General features: G+C 69.3%; 15 protein-coding genes. 5 read left to right on the forward strand and 10 right to left on the reverse strand.

Annotated features, from left to right (window positions below; genetic code table 11):
- Positions 1-186: 186 nt before the first annotated feature.
- A complete protein-coding gene (locus tag QE399_RS04255) occupies positions 187-2,022 on the forward strand; it encodes an ABC transporter ATP-binding protein/permease (protein WP_309831928.1) in 1,836 nt (611 codons plus the stop codon).
- A gap of 52 nt (positions 2,023-2,074) precedes the next feature.
- On the opposite strand, the gene QE399_RS04260 is transcribed toward QE399_RS04255, so the two are convergent.
- Both QE399_RS04260 and QE399_RS04265 read right to left on the reverse strand, forming a co-directional pair.
- Entirely contained in the window at positions 2,075-3,052 is a 978-nt protein-coding gene (locus QE399_RS04260; protein ID WP_309826467.1) for a Bug family tripartite tricarboxylate transporter substrate binding protein, read from the reverse strand.
- A 55-nt stretch (positions 3,053-3,107) separates the two neighbouring features.
- Positions 3,108-4,025: a dihydrodipicolinate synthase family protein gene (locus QE399_RS04265; RefSeq protein ID WP_309826469.1), complete on the reverse strand. Its 918-nt coding sequence runs from the start codon at positions 4,023-4,025 to the stop codon at positions 3,108-3,110.
- A 109-nt stretch (positions 4,026-4,134) separates the two neighbouring features.
- On the opposite strand from QE399_RS04265, the gene QE399_RS04270 reads away from it, so the two are divergent.
- Positions 4,135-5,067: a LysR family transcriptional regulator gene (locus QE399_RS04270; protein ID WP_309826471.1), complete on the forward strand. Its 933-nt coding sequence runs from the start codon at positions 4,135-4,137 to the stop codon at positions 5,065-5,067.
- Here QE399_RS04270 and QE399_RS04275 read toward each other — a convergent pair.
- Together QE399_RS04275 and QE399_RS04280 are read right to left on the reverse strand one after the other, a co-directional pair.
- Complete coding sequence (locus QE399_RS04275; protein ID WP_309826472.1) at positions 5,064-5,552, reverse strand: putative toxin-antitoxin system toxin component, PIN family; 489 nt, start codon at positions 5,550-5,552, stop codon at positions 5,064-5,066. The two genes, QE399_RS04270 and QE399_RS04275, sit on opposite strands and share 4 nt — an antisense overlap.
- Positions 5,549-6,823 (reverse strand): THUMP domain-containing class I SAM-dependent RNA methyltransferase, encoded by a 1,275-nt coding sequence (locus tag QE399_RS04280; protein WP_309826473.1) that lies wholly within the window; start codon positions 6,821-6,823, stop codon positions 5,549-5,551. Before QE399_RS04280 ends, QE399_RS04275 begins: the two co-directional genes overlap by 4 nt.
- Positions 6,824-6,946: 123 nt before the next feature.
- Between QE399_RS04280 and QE399_RS04285 the strand changes: the two genes are divergently transcribed.
- The 3 genes from QE399_RS04285 (at position 6,947) to QE399_RS04295 (ending at position 10,399) form a co-directional block, all read left to right on the forward strand.
- The gene (locus tag QE399_RS04285) at positions 6,947-8,806 is read left to right on the forward strand and encodes a methyl-accepting chemotaxis protein (RefSeq protein WP_309826474.1); all 1,860 of its coding nucleotides are present in this window, start codon (positions 6,947-6,949) and stop codon (positions 8,804-8,806) included.
- Between the two features lie 324 nt (positions 8,807-9,130).
- A complete protein-coding gene (locus QE399_RS04290; protein WP_309826475.1) occupies positions 9,131-9,610 on the forward strand; it encodes a RidA family protein in 480 nt (159 codons plus the stop codon).
- A gap of 231 nt (positions 9,611-9,841) precedes the next feature.
- Positions 9,842-10,399 carry a TspO/MBR family protein gene (locus QE399_RS04295; RefSeq protein ID WP_309826476.1) on the forward strand — a complete coding sequence of 186 codons (558 nt, stop codon included), beginning with the start codon at positions 9,842-9,844 and terminating at the stop codon, positions 10,397-10,399.
- A 36-nt stretch (positions 10,400-10,435) separates the two neighbouring features.
- Here the strand turns inward: QE399_RS04295 and QE399_RS04300 are convergent, their stop codons facing one another.
- The 6 genes from QE399_RS04300 to argS all read right to left on the reverse strand — a co-directional run bounded on the left by QE399_RS04300 (position 10,436) and on the right by argS (position 16,774).
- Positions 10,436-12,019, reverse strand: coding sequence for an RNA polymerase factor sigma-54 (locus tag QE399_RS04300; RefSeq protein ID WP_309826477.1), 1,584 nt, complete (start codon positions 12,017-12,019; stop codon positions 10,436-10,438).
- An 81-nt stretch (positions 12,020-12,100) separates the two neighbouring features.
- Positions 12,101-12,823 (reverse strand): LPS export ABC transporter ATP-binding protein, encoded by a 723-nt coding sequence (gene lptB / locus QE399_RS04305; RefSeq protein ID WP_309831930.1) that lies wholly within the window; start codon positions 12,821-12,823, stop codon positions 12,101-12,103.
- Positions 12,824-12,882: 59 nt separating this feature from the next.
- Positions 12,883-13,530 carry a lipopolysaccharide transport periplasmic protein LptA gene (lptA, locus tag QE399_RS04310; protein WP_309826479.1) on the reverse strand — a complete coding sequence of 216 codons (648 nt, stop codon included), beginning with the start codon at positions 13,528-13,530 and terminating at the stop codon, positions 12,883-12,885.
- 170 nt (positions 13,531-13,700) lie between these two features.
- Positions 13,701-14,357, reverse strand: coding sequence for a thiol:disulfide interchange protein DsbA/DsbL (locus tag QE399_RS04315; protein WP_309826480.1), 657 nt, complete (start codon positions 14,355-14,357; stop codon positions 13,701-13,703).
- Between the two features lie 63 nt (positions 14,358-14,420).
- The gene (locus QE399_RS04320) at positions 14,421-15,053 is read right to left on the reverse strand and encodes an SPOR domain-containing protein (protein WP_309826481.1); all 633 of its coding nucleotides are present in this window, start codon (positions 15,051-15,053) and stop codon (positions 14,421-14,423) included.
- Positions 15,054-15,064: 11 nt separating this feature from the next.
- Positions 15,065-16,774 carry an arginine--tRNA ligase gene (argS, locus tag QE399_RS04325; RefSeq protein ID WP_309826482.1) on the reverse strand — a complete coding sequence of 570 codons (1,710 nt, stop codon included), beginning with the start codon at positions 16,772-16,774 and terminating at the stop codon, positions 15,065-15,067.
- Positions 16,775-16,865: the final 91 nt, after the last annotated feature.

Here is a 16,865-nt window from a genome sequence, read left to right on the forward strand (position 1 = left end):
GACAGACCGGCGCCGGGCGCCCGCCTATCGTGCCTCAGCCCCCCCGGAACACCATAACAACACATGCCGTCCTCCGCCGCTGCCGCAGCATCGCCCGCATCCCCCCTGCCCGCCGCCACGGGCCCGTCCGGGGCCGATGCCCCCCGCCGCGCCCCCGGCCTGTCCATGGCCGCCTGGCGGCAGTTCATGAATGTGGCCAAGCCCTACTGGCAGGGCGACCGCAAGATGGCGGCCTGGTCGCTGCTGGGCCTGCTGGTGTTGCTGATGCTGTGCGAAACGCAGCTCGCCGTGATGCTGATCGACCGCACGGGCGAAATGACCTCGGCCCTGGCTGCGCACGACCGCGACCGCTTCTGGAGCGCCGTGCAGACCTGTCTGCTGGTGCTGGCCTTCGCGGTGCCGGTCTACGCCTTCTACTACTACATGCGCGATGCCTTCGCCAACCACTGGCGCCGCTGGCTCACCCACCGCTTCCTGGACGGCTACCTGGGCGGTCGCCGCTACTACGACCTGAATGCGCAGGGCGTGATCGACAACCCCGACCAGCGCATCAGCGAAGACATCAACACCTTCACGGGCCGCTCCACGCACTTCCTGCTGATCTTCCTCGGGGCGCTCATGCAGCTGGTCGCCTTCAGCGCCGTGCTGTGGTCCATCTCGCGCCTGCTGGTGGCTTTCCTGGCGGTGTATGCGCTGGTGGGCACGGTGGTGGCGCTGTATGTGTTCGGCGCCCCCCTGATCCGGCTCAATTTCTGGCAGTTGCGGCGGGAGGCGGACTTCCGCTTCGGGCTGATGCGGCTGCGCGAGAACGCGGAGTCGATCGCGTTCTACCGCGGCGAGGCGCAGGAGCGCGCCCAGCTGGACCACAGCTTCCAGGCGGTGTTCAACAACTACGCGCGGCTCATCAAGCGCCAGCGCTCGTTGAACCTGTTCCAGCGCGCGTTCAGCCAGCTCACGGTGGTGATTCCCAGCATCATCCTAGCCGACGCCGTGCTGTCGGGCGAGATGGAGGTCGGGCGCGCCATCCAGGCGGCCGGCGCCTTCACGGCCGTGCTGGCCGCCGTCTCGCTGATCGTGGACAACTTCGAGAGCCTGAGCAAGTTCGTGGCCGGCATCGGCCGTCTGGACACGCTGGGCCAGGTGCTGCTGGGCGCGCCGCGCGGTGATGAGCCCGAGGAGCCGGAAGCCGCCGCAGCCGCCCTGCGCCAGCGCCGGCGCGAACGGCTGGAGCGGCTGCGGGAACGCGCCCGCCGCAAGAAGGCGCAAGGGCTGCCGGCAGAAGCGGCAGGCCCGGCACCGGTCGCGCCGGCCCCGTCGGCCCCGTCGGCCGCCGGCCTGCCGGGCGCCGCGACCATCGAGTCGCTCGAAGGCGAGCGGTTTGCCATCGAGAACATGACGCTGTACACGCCGCAGGGCGGCCGGCTGCTGGTGAAGGGTTTGTCGCTCGAACTGCAGAGCGGCGATGCGCTGCTCATCACCGGGCCCAGCGGCTGCGGCAAGAGTTCGCTGCTGCGCGCCATCGCAGGCCTGTGGCGCGAGGGCGAAGGCGTGGTCCACCACCCGCCGCTGGACGACCTGTTCTTCCTGCCGCAGCGGCCCTACATGCAGCACGGCACGCTGCGCAGCCAGATGATCTACCCCGCGCAGGAAACGACCCTGAGCGACGACGAGCTGCTGCAGATGCTGCAGGACGTGCACCTGCCAGACCTGGCCGAGCGCGTGGGCGGCCTGGGCGCCACGCGCGAATGGGACAAGCAGCTGTCGATCGGCGAGCAGCAGCGCCTGGCTTTTGCCCGCGTGCTGGTGCGCCAGCCGCGCATCGTCATCCTGGACGAGGCCACCAGCGCCCTGGACAGCGCCAACGAGGCCGCGCTGTACCAGCGCGTGCGCGGCAGCGGCGCGTCGGTCATCAGCGTGGCCCACCGCCCCGCCGTGCTGGCGCACCATACGCATGTGCTGCAGCTGACCGGCGACGGCGGCTGGAAGGTGCATGCCGCGCAGGACTTCGAGTTCGAGGACTGACGCACCGACTGCGTCCGCCCCCGCATCGCCGCGCACCGGCGGCGCGGCGCGCTCACTCCGGCTGGATGTTGGCGGCGCGGATGATCTTGCCCCAGCGCTCCAGCTCGCGGTTCTGGAAGGTGGCCAGTTCCTTCGCGTCCATGAAGGCCGCCTCCTGGCCGGTCTTCTCGATCACCTGCTTGACGCCCGGCGCCGCCAGGGCGCCGCGCATCAGCTCGCCCAGGCGCTGCACCACCGGCGCCGGCGCGCCCGCAGGCGCGTACAGCGCATTCCAGTAGCCGAACTCATAGCCCGGCAGCGATTCGCTGATGGCCGGCACCTGGGGCACCAGGGGCGATCGCTGGGGGCTGCTCATGCCCAGCGCGCGCAGCTTGCCGGCCTGCACCTGGGGCAGGCTGGTGGTCAGGTCGACGATCATCAGGTCGATCTGGCCGCCCACCAGGTCCAGCACCGCCGGCGGGTTGGCCTTGTACGGCACGTAGTTGAACTGCGTGCCCGTGGCCTGCTGGAACAGCTCCGTGGCGACGCGGGCCGACGAGCTGCCCGAGCCGTAGTTGAGCTTGCCCGGCGAGGCCTTGGCCAGGGCTACCAGCTCGGCCACGTTGTTCGCCTTGATCTGCGGGTTCACGACCAGTGCCATGTAGCCCTTGGCCAGCAGCGCGACGGGCTGGAAGTCCTTGATCGGGTCGTAGCCGATCTTCTGCAGCAGGTGCGGGTTGGCGGACTGCGTGGTGTTGGTCGTCATGAACAGCGTGTAGCCGTCCGGTGGGGCCTTGGCCACGTACTGCGCGGCGATGCCGCCGAACGCACCGGCGCGGCTCTCCACCACCACGGCCTGCCCCGTGGCCTTGGTGACTTCCGCCCCGATGGCGCGGGCCAGGCCGTCGGTGGCGCTGCCGGGCGTGGAACCGATCACGATGGTGATCGGCTTGGCCGGATAGGCCGGTGCCTGGGCGAGCGCAGGCGAGGCCAGGGTGACTGCAGCGGCCGCGCAGGCGGCCAGGGTGAAGCAATGGCGGCGTTGGATCATGTCGTGTCTCCGATGGTTCTTGTGGGCAGGCGAAAAAAGCAAAAGGGGAAGCGCCTCAGCGCAGCAGGTTCCAGCCCTGCAGCAGCGCGCGCAGCTGCTGTGCAGGGCCGTCGGCCAGCGGCCAGGCCGATGGCGGGCGGGTGGCGCCGCAGTCGTCGCCCATGAGCTGCAGGGCGGTCTTCACGACCGTCACGTTGGTGCCGTTGTTCTCCTGCGCGCGCAGTTCCTCGAACGGCAGCATCTCGTCCACCAGGCGCATGGCGAGCGGATAGTCGGCCGCTTCGAGCGCGTTGTAGATGGCGACGGAGCGTTCCGGCAGCACGTTGATCAGCCCCGAGGTGAAGCCCCGCGCGCCCACTGCGTAGAACGGTGCGGCCCAGACCTCGGCCAGGCCACCCACCCAGGCGAGCTGCCGGTCCGCCACGCGGCGCATGGCGGCGGCCAGCACCAGCGGCGTGGGCGAGGCCCACTTGATGCCCATCACCTGCGGGATGCGGCACAGCGCCTCGATGGCCGGCAGGCCGATGTTCTCGTTGCGCAGGTACAGCACCAGCGGCAGGTCGCCCGCCGCGTCAGCGATGCGGCGCACATAGTCCTCCACGCCGCGCGGGGCCACGAACGGATCCGGCGGCTGGTGCACCATCAGTGCGTCCGCCCCGGCATCGCGCGACACGCGGGCCAGCGCGCAGGCCTCGTGCACGCTGCGGCCCACGCCGGCCACCAGGGGCACGCGCCCCGCGATGCACTGCGCAGACAGGTGCACGCCGCGCTCGGCCTCGCTGGCCTGCAGGCCGTAGAACTCGCTGGTATTGCCGTTGGCCACCAGCACCTGCACGCCGGCCGCCACGGCCCGGTCCACGATGGGTTGCAGCGGTGCGGCCACCACCTGGTCCTGCGCGTCGAAGGGCGTGACGAGGATGCCGGAGATGCCGTTGAGCGCTTCGCGCAGCGCCGGTTGCGAAAAAGAGGCCATGATCGGAGGGGAATGCAGTGGAATGAAGCTGCTACTCTAGAAATCGAGACAGGCGCCGTCCAATCCAAACAGGCGATGGCGCCATACAAGAATTGAATGGGCCCCTGCCGTGTTCCAGCTTTCCCAACTGCGGTGTTTCGTGGCCGTCGCCACCGAGCTTCACTTCGGCCGCGCCGCCGCCCTGCTGCACATGACGCAACCACCCCTCACGCGGCAGATCCAGCTGCTGGAGCACGAGGTGGGCGTGCAGTTGCTCGACCGTTCGGGCGGCGCGGTGCGGCTCACGCCGGCCGGCACCATCTTCCTGCGCGAGGCCGAGGACATCCTGCGCCGCAGCCAGGCCGCCACGCTGGCCGCGCGCCGCGCCATGCAGGCCGACGCCGGCAGCGTCACGCTGGGCTACATCGCCGCGGCCGGCCTGGCCGTGCTGCCGCAGGCGCTGGCGCGCATCCGCGAGCACTTGCCCGACGTGCACGTGGTGCTGCGCGAGATGCAGACCTTCGACCAGCTGGACGCGCTGGCGGGCGACCGCATCGACCTGGGGCTGGTGCGCCCGTTCGCGCCACGTCCGTTCGCAGACTCGGCGCCGCTGCTGCAGGAGCCCCTGCTGCTGGCCGTTCCCGCCAGCCACCCCCTGGCCGGTGCCGAGTCGGTGCCACTCACCGCGCTGCAGGGCCAGCGCTTCATCGAATACTGCCCTTCAGAAACGCGCTACATCTACGAGCTGATCGCCGGGCGCCTGCGCGCCGAGGGAGTGGCGCCCGACACGGTGCTCACCGTGAGCCACACGCATTCGATCCTGTCCTTGGTGGACGCCGGCTGGGGTGCGGCGCTGGTGCCGCAGTCCGCCACGCGCCTGGGTTTTGCGCAGGTGGCGTACCGCCCGTTGCAGGACCCGGCCGGCCTGCATGCCGAACTGCACCTGGCTTGGCGGCGCGAGAGCCGTCACCCGGTAGCCACACGGGTGCGTGGCGTGCTGCAGCAGCAGCCGTTCGGCAGCGCTGCGGACACAGCAGCCCACACTCCCCGCACTGCCGTTTAGGCGTGGACCGCCTCGTCGGAGGCAACCTCCAGCACCAACGCCGTCGCCACATCCGCGCCCAGGTTCATCAACCGCTTGCGCATGCAGATCACGGCCTTGTCCTTGCTGAGCAGAATGGCCGCGTGCGCCGCGGCCAAGTCGATGAACTTCTGGTCGTCTGCGTCTTTGCACACGTAGGCGACCTTGGGCGCGATGTCCACCAGGCGCGCCTGGGCGTCGAATGCGGCCAGCACCTGGGCGGCGCTCACGCGGTAGAAATTCATGCGCTCGACGATGTGCGTGTAGGCCAGCACACGCTCCAGTTCGTCGCGCATGATCTGCGTGGCGATCCAGGCCAGGCGGCCTTCGGCTAGCAACTGGCGAAGCGGCGCGGTGCGGGGGTCGGAAAAGACCAGCAGGTCGAGCGCCACGTTGGTGTCCACCACCACCGGGCGCACAGGCTCCTGAGCGCCGGCCGCGGCCGGCAGGCGCAGCTCCACCTTCATGCGCCGCCGCCTTCGGTCGGCGCCTTGGGCGCACGCTCGCGCACAGAGCCCTTGATCATGTCGAAGCGGAACATGCGGCATTCGATGGGGCCGTTCCACATCGGCACGCGACGCGTTTCCTTCAAGCGCATCTTGCCGGGCAGCTTGAGGTCGGGGGTGAGCATCCACGCCGTCCAGCCGCTGTAGTTCTTCTTCCAGTGCGAGGCGAGCTGGCTGAAGAACTCGCCGCCGTCCTCGGTCTGCGCGGTCTCGCGGCCGGCGCGTTCCACCTGGCCCATGCGCTCGGCGGAATTGCGGCCGGCGCTGCCGGCGGCGGCGATGCGCTCGCCATAGGGCGGGTTCAGCAGCATCACGCCGGGCTGCTCGCTGGGCGGCATGCGCTGCAGCGCGTCGCCGCCGCGCAGCTGCACGGCCTGGGCCACGCCCGCGCGCTCGGCATTGCGCTGGGCAAAGTCCACCATGCGGTGCGACACATCACTGCCAAAAATGGGCACAGCGCTTGCCTTTATTTCGCTGGCCGCTTCTTCTTTGATAGCAGACCAGACATGCGCCTGGAATGGCAGCATCTTCTCGAACGCGAAGCGCCGGCGCATGCCCGACGGGATGCAGCAGGCGATCTGCGCGGCCTCGATGGCGATGGTGCCGCTGCCGCAGCAGGGGTCGTACAGGGGCTGCGGGTCGTCGCCGTGCGGATCCCAGCCGCTGGCGGCGATCATTGCCGCGGCCAGCGTTTCCTTCAGGGGCGCGTCGCCCTTGTCCTCGCGCCAGCCGCGCTTGAACAGCGCCTCGCCCGAGGTGTCGATGTACAGCGTGGCCTCGTCGGTCGTCAGGTGCATGTGGATGCGCACGTCGGGCCACTGCGTGTCCACATCGGGGCGGGCGCCGCTCTTGTGGCGGAAGCGGTCGGCCACGGCATCCTTCACCTTCAGCGCGGCGAAGTTCAGGCTGGTGAGCGGGCTGTGCTGGGCCGTCACTTCGATCTTGAAGCTCTGGCGCGTGGTGAACCAGATCTCCCAGGCGACATCGCTGGCCATGCCGTAGAGATCGTTCTCGCTGCGGTACATGCGCTGGCCCACCTGCACCAGCACGCGCTGGGCCAGGCGGCTGTACAGGTTGAGCAGCAACGCGTCGCGCCAGGAGGCGCGAAGCAGCACGCCGCCCCGGCCGGTGAGCAGGTCGTGGCCGGTCAGCCCGGTGATCTGGTGGACTTCGTCCGCCAGGTAGCCCTCCACGCCGGCGGCGCAGGGCAGAAAGAGTTGAAGTTGGTTCATAGGGAAGCCCCCGAGGATACGCGCTGCGGTCCGCCGCATCCACGTCCGCGGCGTGGCTGAATTTCACACCGCGGCACGCTTCGATGCAACAATGGGTAACGACCTGTCGACAGGAGCCCCACCATGTCCCTCACCCTCCGCGCTCGCCTCATTGCGCTCAGCGTTGCGATCGTTACCGTGGCCATGCTGGCGCTGGCCACGGCCAACTTCCTGACTGTTCGCGGCCACGTCCAGTCCACAGTGGACGCGCAGAGCCGCCAGCTGGTGGCCGCGCAGGCGCGCGCGCTGGGCGACTGGGTCGAATCCAAACGCCTGCTGACCCACACGCTGACGCTGGCGATCGACCAGCCGGATCCGCGCGGCGTGCTGCAGGCCTTGCGCGACGGCGGCGGCTTCTCCGACGCCTACGTCGGGTTTCCGGACAAGCGCACGCTGTTCCTGAACCCCATGCCGGACAGCTACGACGTGACCTCGCGCCCCTGGTACAAGCAGGCCGTGCAGGAGGGCAAGCCCATCGTGACCGCGCCCTACCTGTTCACCTCGCCGCCCGAAGTCGGCGTGACCTTCGCCGAGCCAGTCGGCCCGGCAGGCAACCCCACCGCGGTCGTTGGCACCGACGTGCTGCTGACCACCGTGGTGCGCACCGTGGCGTCCATCCGCCCCACGCCCGACAGCTTCGCCTTCCTGGCCAACCAGGCCGGCGCCATCGTGACGCACCCGGACACCGCGCTGACGCTCAAGCCCGTGTCCACCCTGTCGCCCAACCTGCAGCCTGCCGCCATGCGCGAGCTGGAACAGGCCACCACCGGCATGCGCACGGACATCAACGGCACCGACTACCTGCTCTACAGCCACACCGTGCCGGGCACCGACTGGCAGTTGGTGACCGCCGTACACCGCGGGCAGGCGCTGGCCTCCATCGGCACGCTGCTCAAGGTGTCGGCGATCACCGTGGTGGTGTCGCTGACCCTCGCGATCCTGGTGCTGGGCGCGGCCATTGCCCGCTCGCTGCGCCGCCTCGCCCTGGTGCGCGACGCGCTGGACGACATCGCCTCGGGCGACGGCGACCTGACGCGCCGCCTGTCCACCCACGGCAACGACGAGCTGACGCAGATCGCCCGGGCGTTCAACCAGTTCGTGGACAAGATCGCCGCGGTGCTGGTGCAGATCCGCGATTCATCCGAGTCGGTGCGCGTGGCCAGCACCGAGATCGCCAGCGGCAACCAGGACCTGTCCGGGCGCACCGAGCAGCAGGCCAGCTCGCTGGAAGAAACCGCCGCCGCCATGGAGCAGCTGACGGCCACGGTGCAGCAGAACGCCGAGAACGCACGCCAAGCCAACCAGCTGGCCACGGGCGCTTCCGACATCGCCACGCACGGCGGCACGGTAGTCGGCCAGGTGGTGCAGACCATGGGCGGCATCGAGACCTCGTCGCGCAAGATCGCGGACATCATCGGCGTCATCGACGGCATCGCCTTCCAGACCAACATCCTGGCGTTGAACGCGGCGGTGGAAGCAGCCCGCGCAGGCGAGCAGGGCCGGGGCTTCGCCGTGGTGGCGAGCGAAGTGCGCACGCTGGCCCAGCGCAGCGCCACCGCCGCCAAGGAGATCAAGGCGCTGATCGACGCATCGGTGCAGCAGGTGAACGCCGGCAGCCGCCTGGTGCAGGACGCGGGAGCCACCATGGAGAAGGTGGTGGACAGCGTGCGGCAGGTGACCACCATCGTGGCCGAGATCAGCAACGCCAGCCAGGAGCAGAGCACCGGCATCGCCGAGATCGGCGGCGCGGTGACGCAGATGGACCAGGCCACACAGCAGAACGCCGCGCTGGTGGAGCAGGCCACCGCCGCCGCCCAGTCGCTGCAGCAGCAGGCCGCGCACCTGGCGGAAGTCGTCGCCGGCTTCAAGCTGGAGGCCCACGGGGCGGCAGCGGTGCGGCCGGCACAGGGCGCCACCGGCAGCGAACTGCGCGCCCTGCGCTGAAACCGCGGCATCGCCACGACCGGGCGGCGGCAGGCGGCGGGTGCCGCGGCTGCAAGCCCAGCGCCACCGGAGCGGCCGGTGCGATCCGGGGCTGGTGCACACAGGCCGGCCTGCGAGCCGCGGTGGTGCTCTTGTCCGCGCCGCGGCGCCGGTGCTGCCCACGCCGGTGGATTAGAATGAAAACAGGCCTTAGCCCTTACACAGCAAGCGCATATTGCTATTATTAATATAGCACTTTTCAAAAAATCACTCCCGCCGATGCCACGCCGTGTACAGCGCCCCCACACGGCCGCACTTCCCCCACGCTCCCGTACGCTCAATTCCATGGACAAAGACCAACGCTTCACCCAGGCCGCCGCTGAACTCGGCTATTCCTTCGATGGCGAGATCAAGATCGGCGGCCACTACGTGCCGCTGGTGCGCGACGGGAACACCGTGTACCTGAGCGGGCAGATCCCCCGCGTGGGCGATGTGGTGGTGGTGCAGGGGCGCGCGGGCGACACTGTCTCCCTGCCGCAGGCCCAGCACGCCGCGCGGGTCTGCGTGATGCGCGCGCTGGCGCTGCTGCAGCGGAGCCTGGGCAGCCTGGAGCAGGTACGCACGTTGCTGCGCATCACCGTGTATGTGCAGTGCACGGCCGACTTTACGCAGCAAAGCGAGGTGGCCGACGGCGCATCGGACCTGCTGTTTTCCATCCTGGGCGAGGCCGGCGCGCACACCCGCACCTCGGTGGGCGTGCAGCAGTTGCCCAAGAACGCGACGGTGGAAGTCGATCTGGTCGCCTCCGTGCACGGCCCGGCCTGAGCGCACACTGTGGCTGCCGCCAAGCAGGGCAGGCAGCCGGCCAGCGCCGCACGATCCGAACCCGATCTTCGGACGGGCGTGGGGCCAGTGCTACGTCGGCCATTCCAGCGCATTCGGAAGGCGCCAACGCCCGCCGCGCCGAAGCGCTGCCGTGCAGATCGCGGCGCCGTCCGACACGCGCGGCCCCCTGGCCGGCGCCCCGGCCCGCGCCGGGCGAGAGAAGATCTGCGCATGACCTCGCACACCGCCTCCCCCTCCTGCGCCCGTCCGGCGTCTCCCGGCTCCGCTTTGCCGCCTGCGCAGCCCCGCGGGCGGCAATGGCTGGCACTGGCCGGCTGGCTGGCGCTGGCCTTCGCCACCGCAGCCATCGGCAGCGTGGCCTCGGTGCAGGCACCGCAGTTCTATGGCCAGCTCGTGCAGCCGGAATGGGCGCCCCCGCCCTCCGTCTTCGGCCCGGTGTGGACGGTGCTGTTCGCCCTGATGGGCATCGCCGCCTGGCTGGTCTGGCGCACGCCGCAAGGCGCCGCACGGCGGCAGGCGCTGGCGCTCTTCTGCGGGCAGTTGGTACTCAATGCGCTGTGGAGCTGGCTGTTCTTCCAATGGCAGCTGGGCGCCTGGGCGCTGGCCGACATTGCCGCGCTGTGGCTGGGGGTGGCCGCCACGCTGGCGGCCTTCTGGCGCCTGCGGCCGCTGGCCGGCGCACTGCTGGTGCCCTATCTGGCCTGGATCAGCTTTGCCGCCGCCCTGAACTTCACGCTGTGGCGTCTGAACCCGCAGGTACTGGGCTGACCTGGGAAGTGCCACGCGCGCCGACGGCGCGCAGGCTCAGAGCGCCTTGCGCAGGTTGGCCGGCGCGATCTTGAGCGCCTCGCGGTACTTGGCCACGGTGCGGCGGGCGCACTCGATGCCCTGCTCTTTCAGCATCTCCGCGATCTGGCTGTCCGACAGCGGTTTGTTCGGGTTCTCGGCCGAGACGAACTGCTTGATGAGCGCCCGCACCGCCGTGCTGGAGGCATTGCCGCCCGTCTCCGTGCCCAGCCCCGAGCCGAAGAAGTACTTCAGCTCATAGGTGCCCTGCGGCGTGGCCATGTACTTGGCCGTGGTCACGCGGCTGATGGTGGATTCGTGCAGGCCCAGTTCGTCGGCGATGTCGCGCAGCACCAGCGGGCGCATGGCCAGTTCGCCATGGACGAAGAAATTCTTCTGCCGGTCCACGATGGCGCGCGACACACGCAGGATGGTGTCGAAGCGCTGCTGGATGTTCTTGATGAACCAGCGCGCCTCCTGCAGCCGCTGCTGCAGCGCCTGGTGGCCCTCGCCACCGCGGTTGCCGCGCAGCGCGCCGGCGTAGATGTCGTGCACGCGCAGGCGCGGCATCACATCCGGGTTGAGCTGCACGCTGAAGTTCTGCTGCGCGCCGCGCCCCGTCTTCTTGACGATCACGTCGGGCACGATGATGTTGCGCTCCACGTCCGTGAAGCGCCGGCCGGGCCGCGGCTCCAGCCGCGCGATGAGGGCCATGGCGCTGCGTGTGCGCTCCTCGCCGGCGCCGCAGGCCTGCGTCAGCCGCCGCACGTCGCGGCGGGCGAGCATGTCCAGCGGCTGGCGGCAGATGGCCAGGGCCGCCTGCAGCACCTCGGGGTCGCCTTCCTCGTCGTGCTGCAGCGCCTTGAGCTGCAACGTCAGGCACTCGGCCAGGCCGCGGGCGCCCACGCCCGTCGGCTCCAGGCTCTGCAGCAGGCGCAGGGCCACGGTGAAGCGGTGCACCAGCTCCTCGACCTGCTCGGGATCTTCCTCGCCGGCCAGGCTCACGGCCAGGGACTCCAGCGGCTCGTCCAGGTAGCCGTCGTCGTTGAGCGATTCGATCAAAAAGCGCAGCGCCGCCGTGTCCACCTCGGACAGCCGCAGGGACAGGGCCTGACGGTGCAGGAATTCGGTGAGCGACAGGTGGCTGCGCGCCAGCTCGGTGGCATCGGCCTCATCGCCCTCGTCGCCGCCGTTGCGGTTGCGCGCGGGGGCGTCGCCGCCCCACTCGCTGTCGTCGGGCGCCATGTCCACCGTGCCATCGCCTTCCCAGTCGGGCGTGTCGGTCGCAGCGTCGGCGGTGGCCGGGGTATCGGTATCGGATGAGGCTTCTGCAGCCGTGGTGCTTGCGCTGGATGTTCCTGAATACAGAGCATCTTCAGCGTGTCGGTCGTCTTCCTGTACGGGTGCATCGGCCTGCGCCAGGCCGAAGTCCTCGCGCGGCGCCTCTTCGGCCGTGCGCTCCAGGAACGGGTTGTCGTCGAGCATCTGCTCGACCTCCTGCGACAGCTCCAGCGTCGACAGCTGCAGCAGGCGGATGGATTGCTGCAGTTGCGGCGTGAGCGCCAGGTGTTGCGAGACGCGGAGGGAAAGGCCCTGCTTCATCGCATCAACCGGCGCACGCCGCGGCCGGGCCCATGGGGCGCCGCGTCCGGCACGAAGGGACGGATGGCAGGCAGCCCATGCTCACATCCGGAAGTGTTCGCCCAGGTAGACGCGGCGTACCTCGGGGTTGTCGACGATCTCGGCAGGCGTGCCCTGGGCCAGCACGCGGCCATCGCTGATGATGAAGGCGTGGTCGCAGATGCCCAGCGTCTCGCGCACGTTGTGGTCGGTGATGAGCACGCCGATGCCGCGCTCCTTCAGGAAGCCGATGATGCGCTGGATCTCGATCACGGCGATCGGATCGATGCCGGCGAAGGGCTCGTCGAGCAGGATGAAGCGCGGCTGCGTGGCCAGCGCACGGGCGATTTCCACGCGCCGCCGTTCACCGCCCGACAGGGCCAGCGCGGGCGACTGGCGCAGATGCTCCACGCGCAGCTCCTGCAGCAGGGCCGTCAGGCGCTCCTCGATCACGGCGCGCGTGAGCGGCTTGCCGTGCTCGTCCTTCTGCAGCTCCAGCACGGCGCGCACGTTCTCTTCCACATTGAGCTTGCGGAAGATGGAGGCCTCCTGCGGCAGGTACGACAGGCCCAGGCGCGAACGGCGGTGGATGGGCATGTCGGCCACCGACTGGCCGTCGATGCGGATGTCGCCGCCATCGCAGCGCACCAGTCCCACGATCATGTAGAACGACGTGGTCTTGCCGGCGCCGTTCGGGCCGAGCAGGCCCACGACCTCGCCCTTCTGAACCAGCATGGACACGTCCTTGACGACCTTGCGGCTGCCGTAGGACTTCTCGAGGTGCATCACCTCCAGGCGGCTTTCGCCCGTCGCCCTGGAGGCGGAGGGTGTGGAATTCGAATCGCTCACTTCGCGCCGTCGTTCAGTTGGGGGCTGGACCGCAGGGCCGGTGCCGGGGTGGCGGGCGCGTTGGCCGGCGCGGCACCCGACGCGGGCTCCTTGGGCGCCAGCACGGCACGCACGCGGCCGCCCGGCGTACCCGATGCCGTGCCGGCGGGCGCCGTGCGCTGGCCATCCACGGTGAACACATCGGTGACGTTGTTGTAGACGATGGTGGCCCCCTGCAGCTCGTCGGTCAGGGTGGCCTCGCGGTAGCGGCGCAGCTCGGCGCGGCGGATGAACTTCACGATGTCGGCCTTGCCGTCGTACTCGATCACCTCGCCCTCGCCCTCGACGTATTCGTCGGGCGCTCCGGGCAGCGTGTCGCGCTTTTGGCGGAAGAAGGCGCGCTGGCCGGCCTCCGCGGTGACCACGCCGTACTGGAAGCCGTCCGGATCCTGACGGACATCAAGCCGCGCGCCGCGCAGCACGATGGTTCCCTTGGTCATGACCACGCGGCCGGTGAAGACGCTGGTCTGCTTGAGCTCATCGTGGCGCAGCGCGTCGGCCTCGATGTTCATGGGCTTGTTGCGGTCGGCCTTCTCGGCGCGTACGCCCCATGAGGCACAGGCCAGCGCACAAAGCAGGAGGAGCGGGAGCAGTTGTTTTCTCATAGGGCACGAATCTTGCGGTCATTGTACTGACGCTGCCTGGCCTTTGCGCGGCAAAGACCCGCGATCCCGCAAAAGGCTGCACCGCACCGTCGCAGCACGCTGCAGAAAGCACAACGCGCCCGAAGGCGCGTCGCAGTCTGCGGGCATGCCGGCAGGGCCGGCACCGGGCCTCAGCCCTTGCGCGCCTGCGCTGCCAGCTGGTCGACCACCTGCAGCACGTTCTGCATGTTGCCGGCCATGGTGCCGTCGGTGTAGTAGCGGCCGGCCACGCCCATCGAGGGCACGCCTTCCACGCCATAGGCCTCCTGCAGCTGCGACGCCTTGCGCACCTGGTTGGAGACGGTGAAGGAGTTGTAGACCTCCTTGAACTTGGCCGCATCCACGCCCTGCTTGGCGATCCAGTCGAAGATCAGCTCGTCCTTGTTCAGTGGCAGGCGCTCGACGTGCACGGCGCGGAAGACCTTGGCATGCACCTCGGGCAGCTTGCCCATGCCTTCCAGCGCGAAGTACAGCTTTTGCTGCGGCACGAAGGTGGCGTTGAACGCCACCGGAACGCGGCGGATGTGCAGGTCCTTCGGGGCGGCCTTGATCCAGGCTTCCAGCGCCGGTTCGAAGGCATTGCAGTGCGGGCAGCTGTACCAGAAGAACTCGATGACCTCGACCTTGCCGGCCGAGACTTCCGTAGGCACGGGCTTGCCGAGCTTCACGTACTCCTTGCCTTCCTTGAACTGGCGGGCCTGCGCGAACGCGGGCGTGGCCAGGGGCAGCGTCAGGGCGGAGGCGGCCGCCGCAGTGGCGGCGGACAGGGAAAACTCGCGGCGTTTCATGAGACGGGACACTCCTTGGTTCGATCTGAGGTTTGTGAGCGGCAGGCGGTGCAAAAGTTCAGTTCAGCGCTGCACGCGCACCAGCGCGGATTCGACGGCCACGCCGTCCAGCTTTTCCTTCAGGGCTTCCGCATCGTCGCGCTTGGTGAACGGACCCACCCGCACCCGGAACACCGTGCGGCCGTTCTGCTCGCGCTCGCTCACCCGCGCCTCCCAGCCCAGCATGGCCAGCTTGGCGCGCTGGGCATCGGCATCGGCCTGCGTGCGGAAAGCGCCCGCCTGCACGAAGTAGTCGAACGGATCGGCACCGGGCGTAGCGGCGGCACGGGCGCGCGCCAGATCGCCCAATGGATCGGACGTGGTGGCCGGCTTGCTGGCCGCGCCGCGGGGCGCCGAGGCCGCGGCCACGGCGCTGCTGGCCGTGACGGCGGGCGTGGGCAGCGCCGGGTCGGCCACGGATGCGGCCGGCACGGTGGGGCGCGCCGGGTTCTTGCCGTACATCGGCGAATTCGGGTCCCAGTTCTTGTTGCGCTGGGCTTCGACGGCGTCCTGGTCGACCGTGCGCGGGCCGGTCTTGTTCAGGAAGGGCACGGGCACCTTGGTCACGTAGACGGCTACGCCCAGGGCCACGCCCAGGCCGACCACCACGCCCAGGATGAAGCCGACCGCGGTGCCGCCACGTTGCTGATTCTTCATACTTCTTGTACTCACATTCTTTGGGGCGCCGACACGCCCAGCACCGCCAGGCCATTGTGCAATACCTGGGCGGTGGCGGCGACCAGCGCCAGGCGTGCCTTCTTCACCGCTTCGTCGTCCACCAGGATGCGCTCGGCGTCGTAGTAGCTGTGGTAGCTGGCGGCCAGATCGCGCAGGTAGAAGGTCACGTCGTGCGGTGCCTCGCCGTCTGCGGCGGCGGTGAGCATCTCGGGGTACTTGGCCAGCTGCAGCATCAGCGCCTGGGCCTGCGGGCCGTCCAGGGCCGACAGGTCCACGTCCTTGAGCGAAGCCACGTCGCTGCCGCCGGCCTCTGCCCAGGCGCGCAGCACCGACTGGATGCGCGCATGCGCGTACTGCACGTAGTACACCGGGTTGTCGTTGTTCTGCGCCACGGCCAGGTCGACGTCGAAGGTGTATTCGGTGTCAGGCTTGCGGCTCAGAAGGAAGAAACGCACCGCGTCCTTGCTGGTCCATTCGATCAGGTCGCGCAGGGTGACGTAGCTGCCGGCGCGCTTGCTGATCTTGACCTCTTCGCCGCCCTTGACCACGCGCACCATGGTGTGCAGCACGTAGTCGGGGTAGCCCTGCGGAATGCCCACGTCGGCGGCCTGCAGGCCGGCGCGCACGCGGGCGATGGTGCCGTGGTGGTCCGTGCCCTGGATGTTCACGACCTTGGTGAAGCCGCGTTCCCACTTGGCGATGTGGTAGGCCACATCGGGCACGAAGTACGTGTACGTGCCGTCCTTCTTGCGCATCACGCGGTCCTTGTCGTCACCGTAGTCGGTGGACTTGAGCCACAGCGCGCCGTCCTGCTCGTAGGTGTGGCCGTTGGCCACCAGCCGGTTCACGGTGGCCTCGACGCGGCCGCTGGTGTACAGGCTCGATTCCAGGTAGTACTCGTCGAACTGGAGGTTGAAGGCCTGCAGGTCCTTGTCCTGCTCGTTGCGCAGGTAGGCGACCGCGAACTGGCGGATGTTGTCGTAGTCCTCGACATCGCCGTTGGCGGTGAACTCGCGGTCGTCGGCCTTGACGGTGGCCTTGGCCTTGAAGGCCTCGGCGATGTCGGCGATGTAGTCGCCGTTGTAGAAATTCTTGGCCAGCGGGTTCTCGCTGTCGGTGGGCCAGCACGCATCGCCCGGCTTGAAGCCCTTGGCGCGCAACTGCGTGCTCTTGGTGAGCGTGTCGATCTGCACGCCTGCGTCGTTGTAATAGAACTCGCGGTGCACCGTCCAGCCCTGGGTGCTGAACAGGTTGCAGATCGCATCGCCCAGCGCCGCCTGGCGGCCATGACCCACGTGCAGCGGGCCGGTGGGGTTGGCGGAGACGAACTCGACCAGCAGGCGCTGGCCGTTGTCCGGCTGGTAGCCGAAGCGCTCGCCCGCGGCCAGCACCTCGCGCACGATCTCTTGCTTGGCGGCGGGCTTGAGCCGGATGTTCAGGAAGCCGGGGCCGGCGATCTCGATGGCAACGACCCAGCGCGCAAAGGCGGGCGTGGCTTCCAGCGCGGCCTTGAGCTGCTCGCCCAGGGCGCGCGGGTTGAGCTTGAGCGGCTTGGCCAGCTGCATGGCGGCGGTGCAGGCGAAATCGCCGTGCGCGGCCACCTTGGGCGATTCAAAAGCAGCGCGCCCGGCAGCGCCGGGCGACAATTTTTCCAGCTCGCCGGCCAGCGCCGCGAGCAATTCCTGTTTGACGGAGAGCATGCACGGATTCTACGGGGCGGCCGTCATCCGCCGCGCGCCGGCCGGCGTTATGCTGAACAGCCTTGGTTGCTGGGCGCCGGGTGGCGTTCAG

The sequence above is a fragment of the Paracidovorax wautersii genome (genome assembly GCF_031453675.1).
Classification (GTDB): Bacteria; Pseudomonadota; Gammaproteobacteria; order Burkholderiales; family Burkholderiaceae_C; genus Paracidovorax.

Excerpts from the sequence above, each read along its gene's own strand:
- QE399_RS04255 (WP_309831928.1), top strand. The coding sequence starts at position 187 with ATGAATGTGGCCAAGCCCTACTGGCAGGGCGACCGCAAGATGGCGGCC.
- QE399_RS04260 (WP_309826467.1), bottom strand. The coding sequence starts at position 3,052 with ATGATCCAACGCCGCCATTGCTTCACCCTGGCCGCCTGCGCGGCCGCT.
- QE399_RS04265 (WP_309826469.1), bottom strand. The coding sequence starts at position 4,025 with ATGGCCTCTTTTTCGCAACCGGCGCTGCGCGAAGCGCTCAACGGCATC.
- QE399_RS04275 (WP_309826472.1), bottom strand. The coding sequence starts at position 5,552 with ATGAAGGTGGAGCTGCGCCTGCCGGCCGCGGCCGGCGCTCAGGAGCCT.
- QE399_RS04280 (WP_309826473.1), bottom strand. The coding sequence starts at position 6,823 with ATGAACCAACTTCAACTCTTTCTGCCCTGCGCCGCCGGCGTGGAGGGC.
- QE399_RS04285 (WP_309826474.1), top strand. The coding sequence starts at position 6,947 with ATGTCCCTCACCCTCCGCGCTCGCCTCATTGCGCTCAGCGTTGCGATC.
- QE399_RS04290 (WP_309826475.1), top strand. The coding sequence starts at position 9,131 with ATGGACAAAGACCAACGCTTCACCCAGGCCGCCGCTGAACTCGGCTAT.
- QE399_RS04295 (WP_309826476.1), top strand. The coding sequence starts at position 9,842 with ATGACCTCGCACACCGCCTCCCCCTCCTGCGCCCGTCCGGCGTCTCCC.
- QE399_RS04300 (WP_309826477.1), bottom strand. The coding sequence starts at position 12,019 with ATGAAGCAGGGCCTTTCCCTCCGCGTCTCGCAACACCTGGCGCTCACG.
- lptB (WP_309831930.1), bottom strand. The coding sequence starts at position 12,823 with ATGCACCTCGAGAAGTCCTACGGCAGCCGCAAGGTCGTCAAGGACGTG.
- lptA (WP_309826479.1), bottom strand. The coding sequence starts at position 13,530 with ATGAGAAAACAACTGCTCCCGCTCCTCCTGCTTTGTGCGCTGGCCTGT.
- QE399_RS04315 (WP_309826480.1), bottom strand. The coding sequence starts at position 14,357 with ATGAAACGCCGCGAGTTTTCCCTGTCCGCCGCCACTGCGGCGGCCGCC.
- QE399_RS04320 (WP_309826481.1), bottom strand. The coding sequence starts at position 15,053 with ATGAAGAATCAGCAACGTGGCGGCACCGCGGTCGGCTTCATCCTGGGC.
- argS (WP_309826482.1), bottom strand. The coding sequence starts at position 16,774 with ATGCTCTCCGTCAAACAGGAATTGCTCGCGGCGCTGGCCGGCGAGCTG.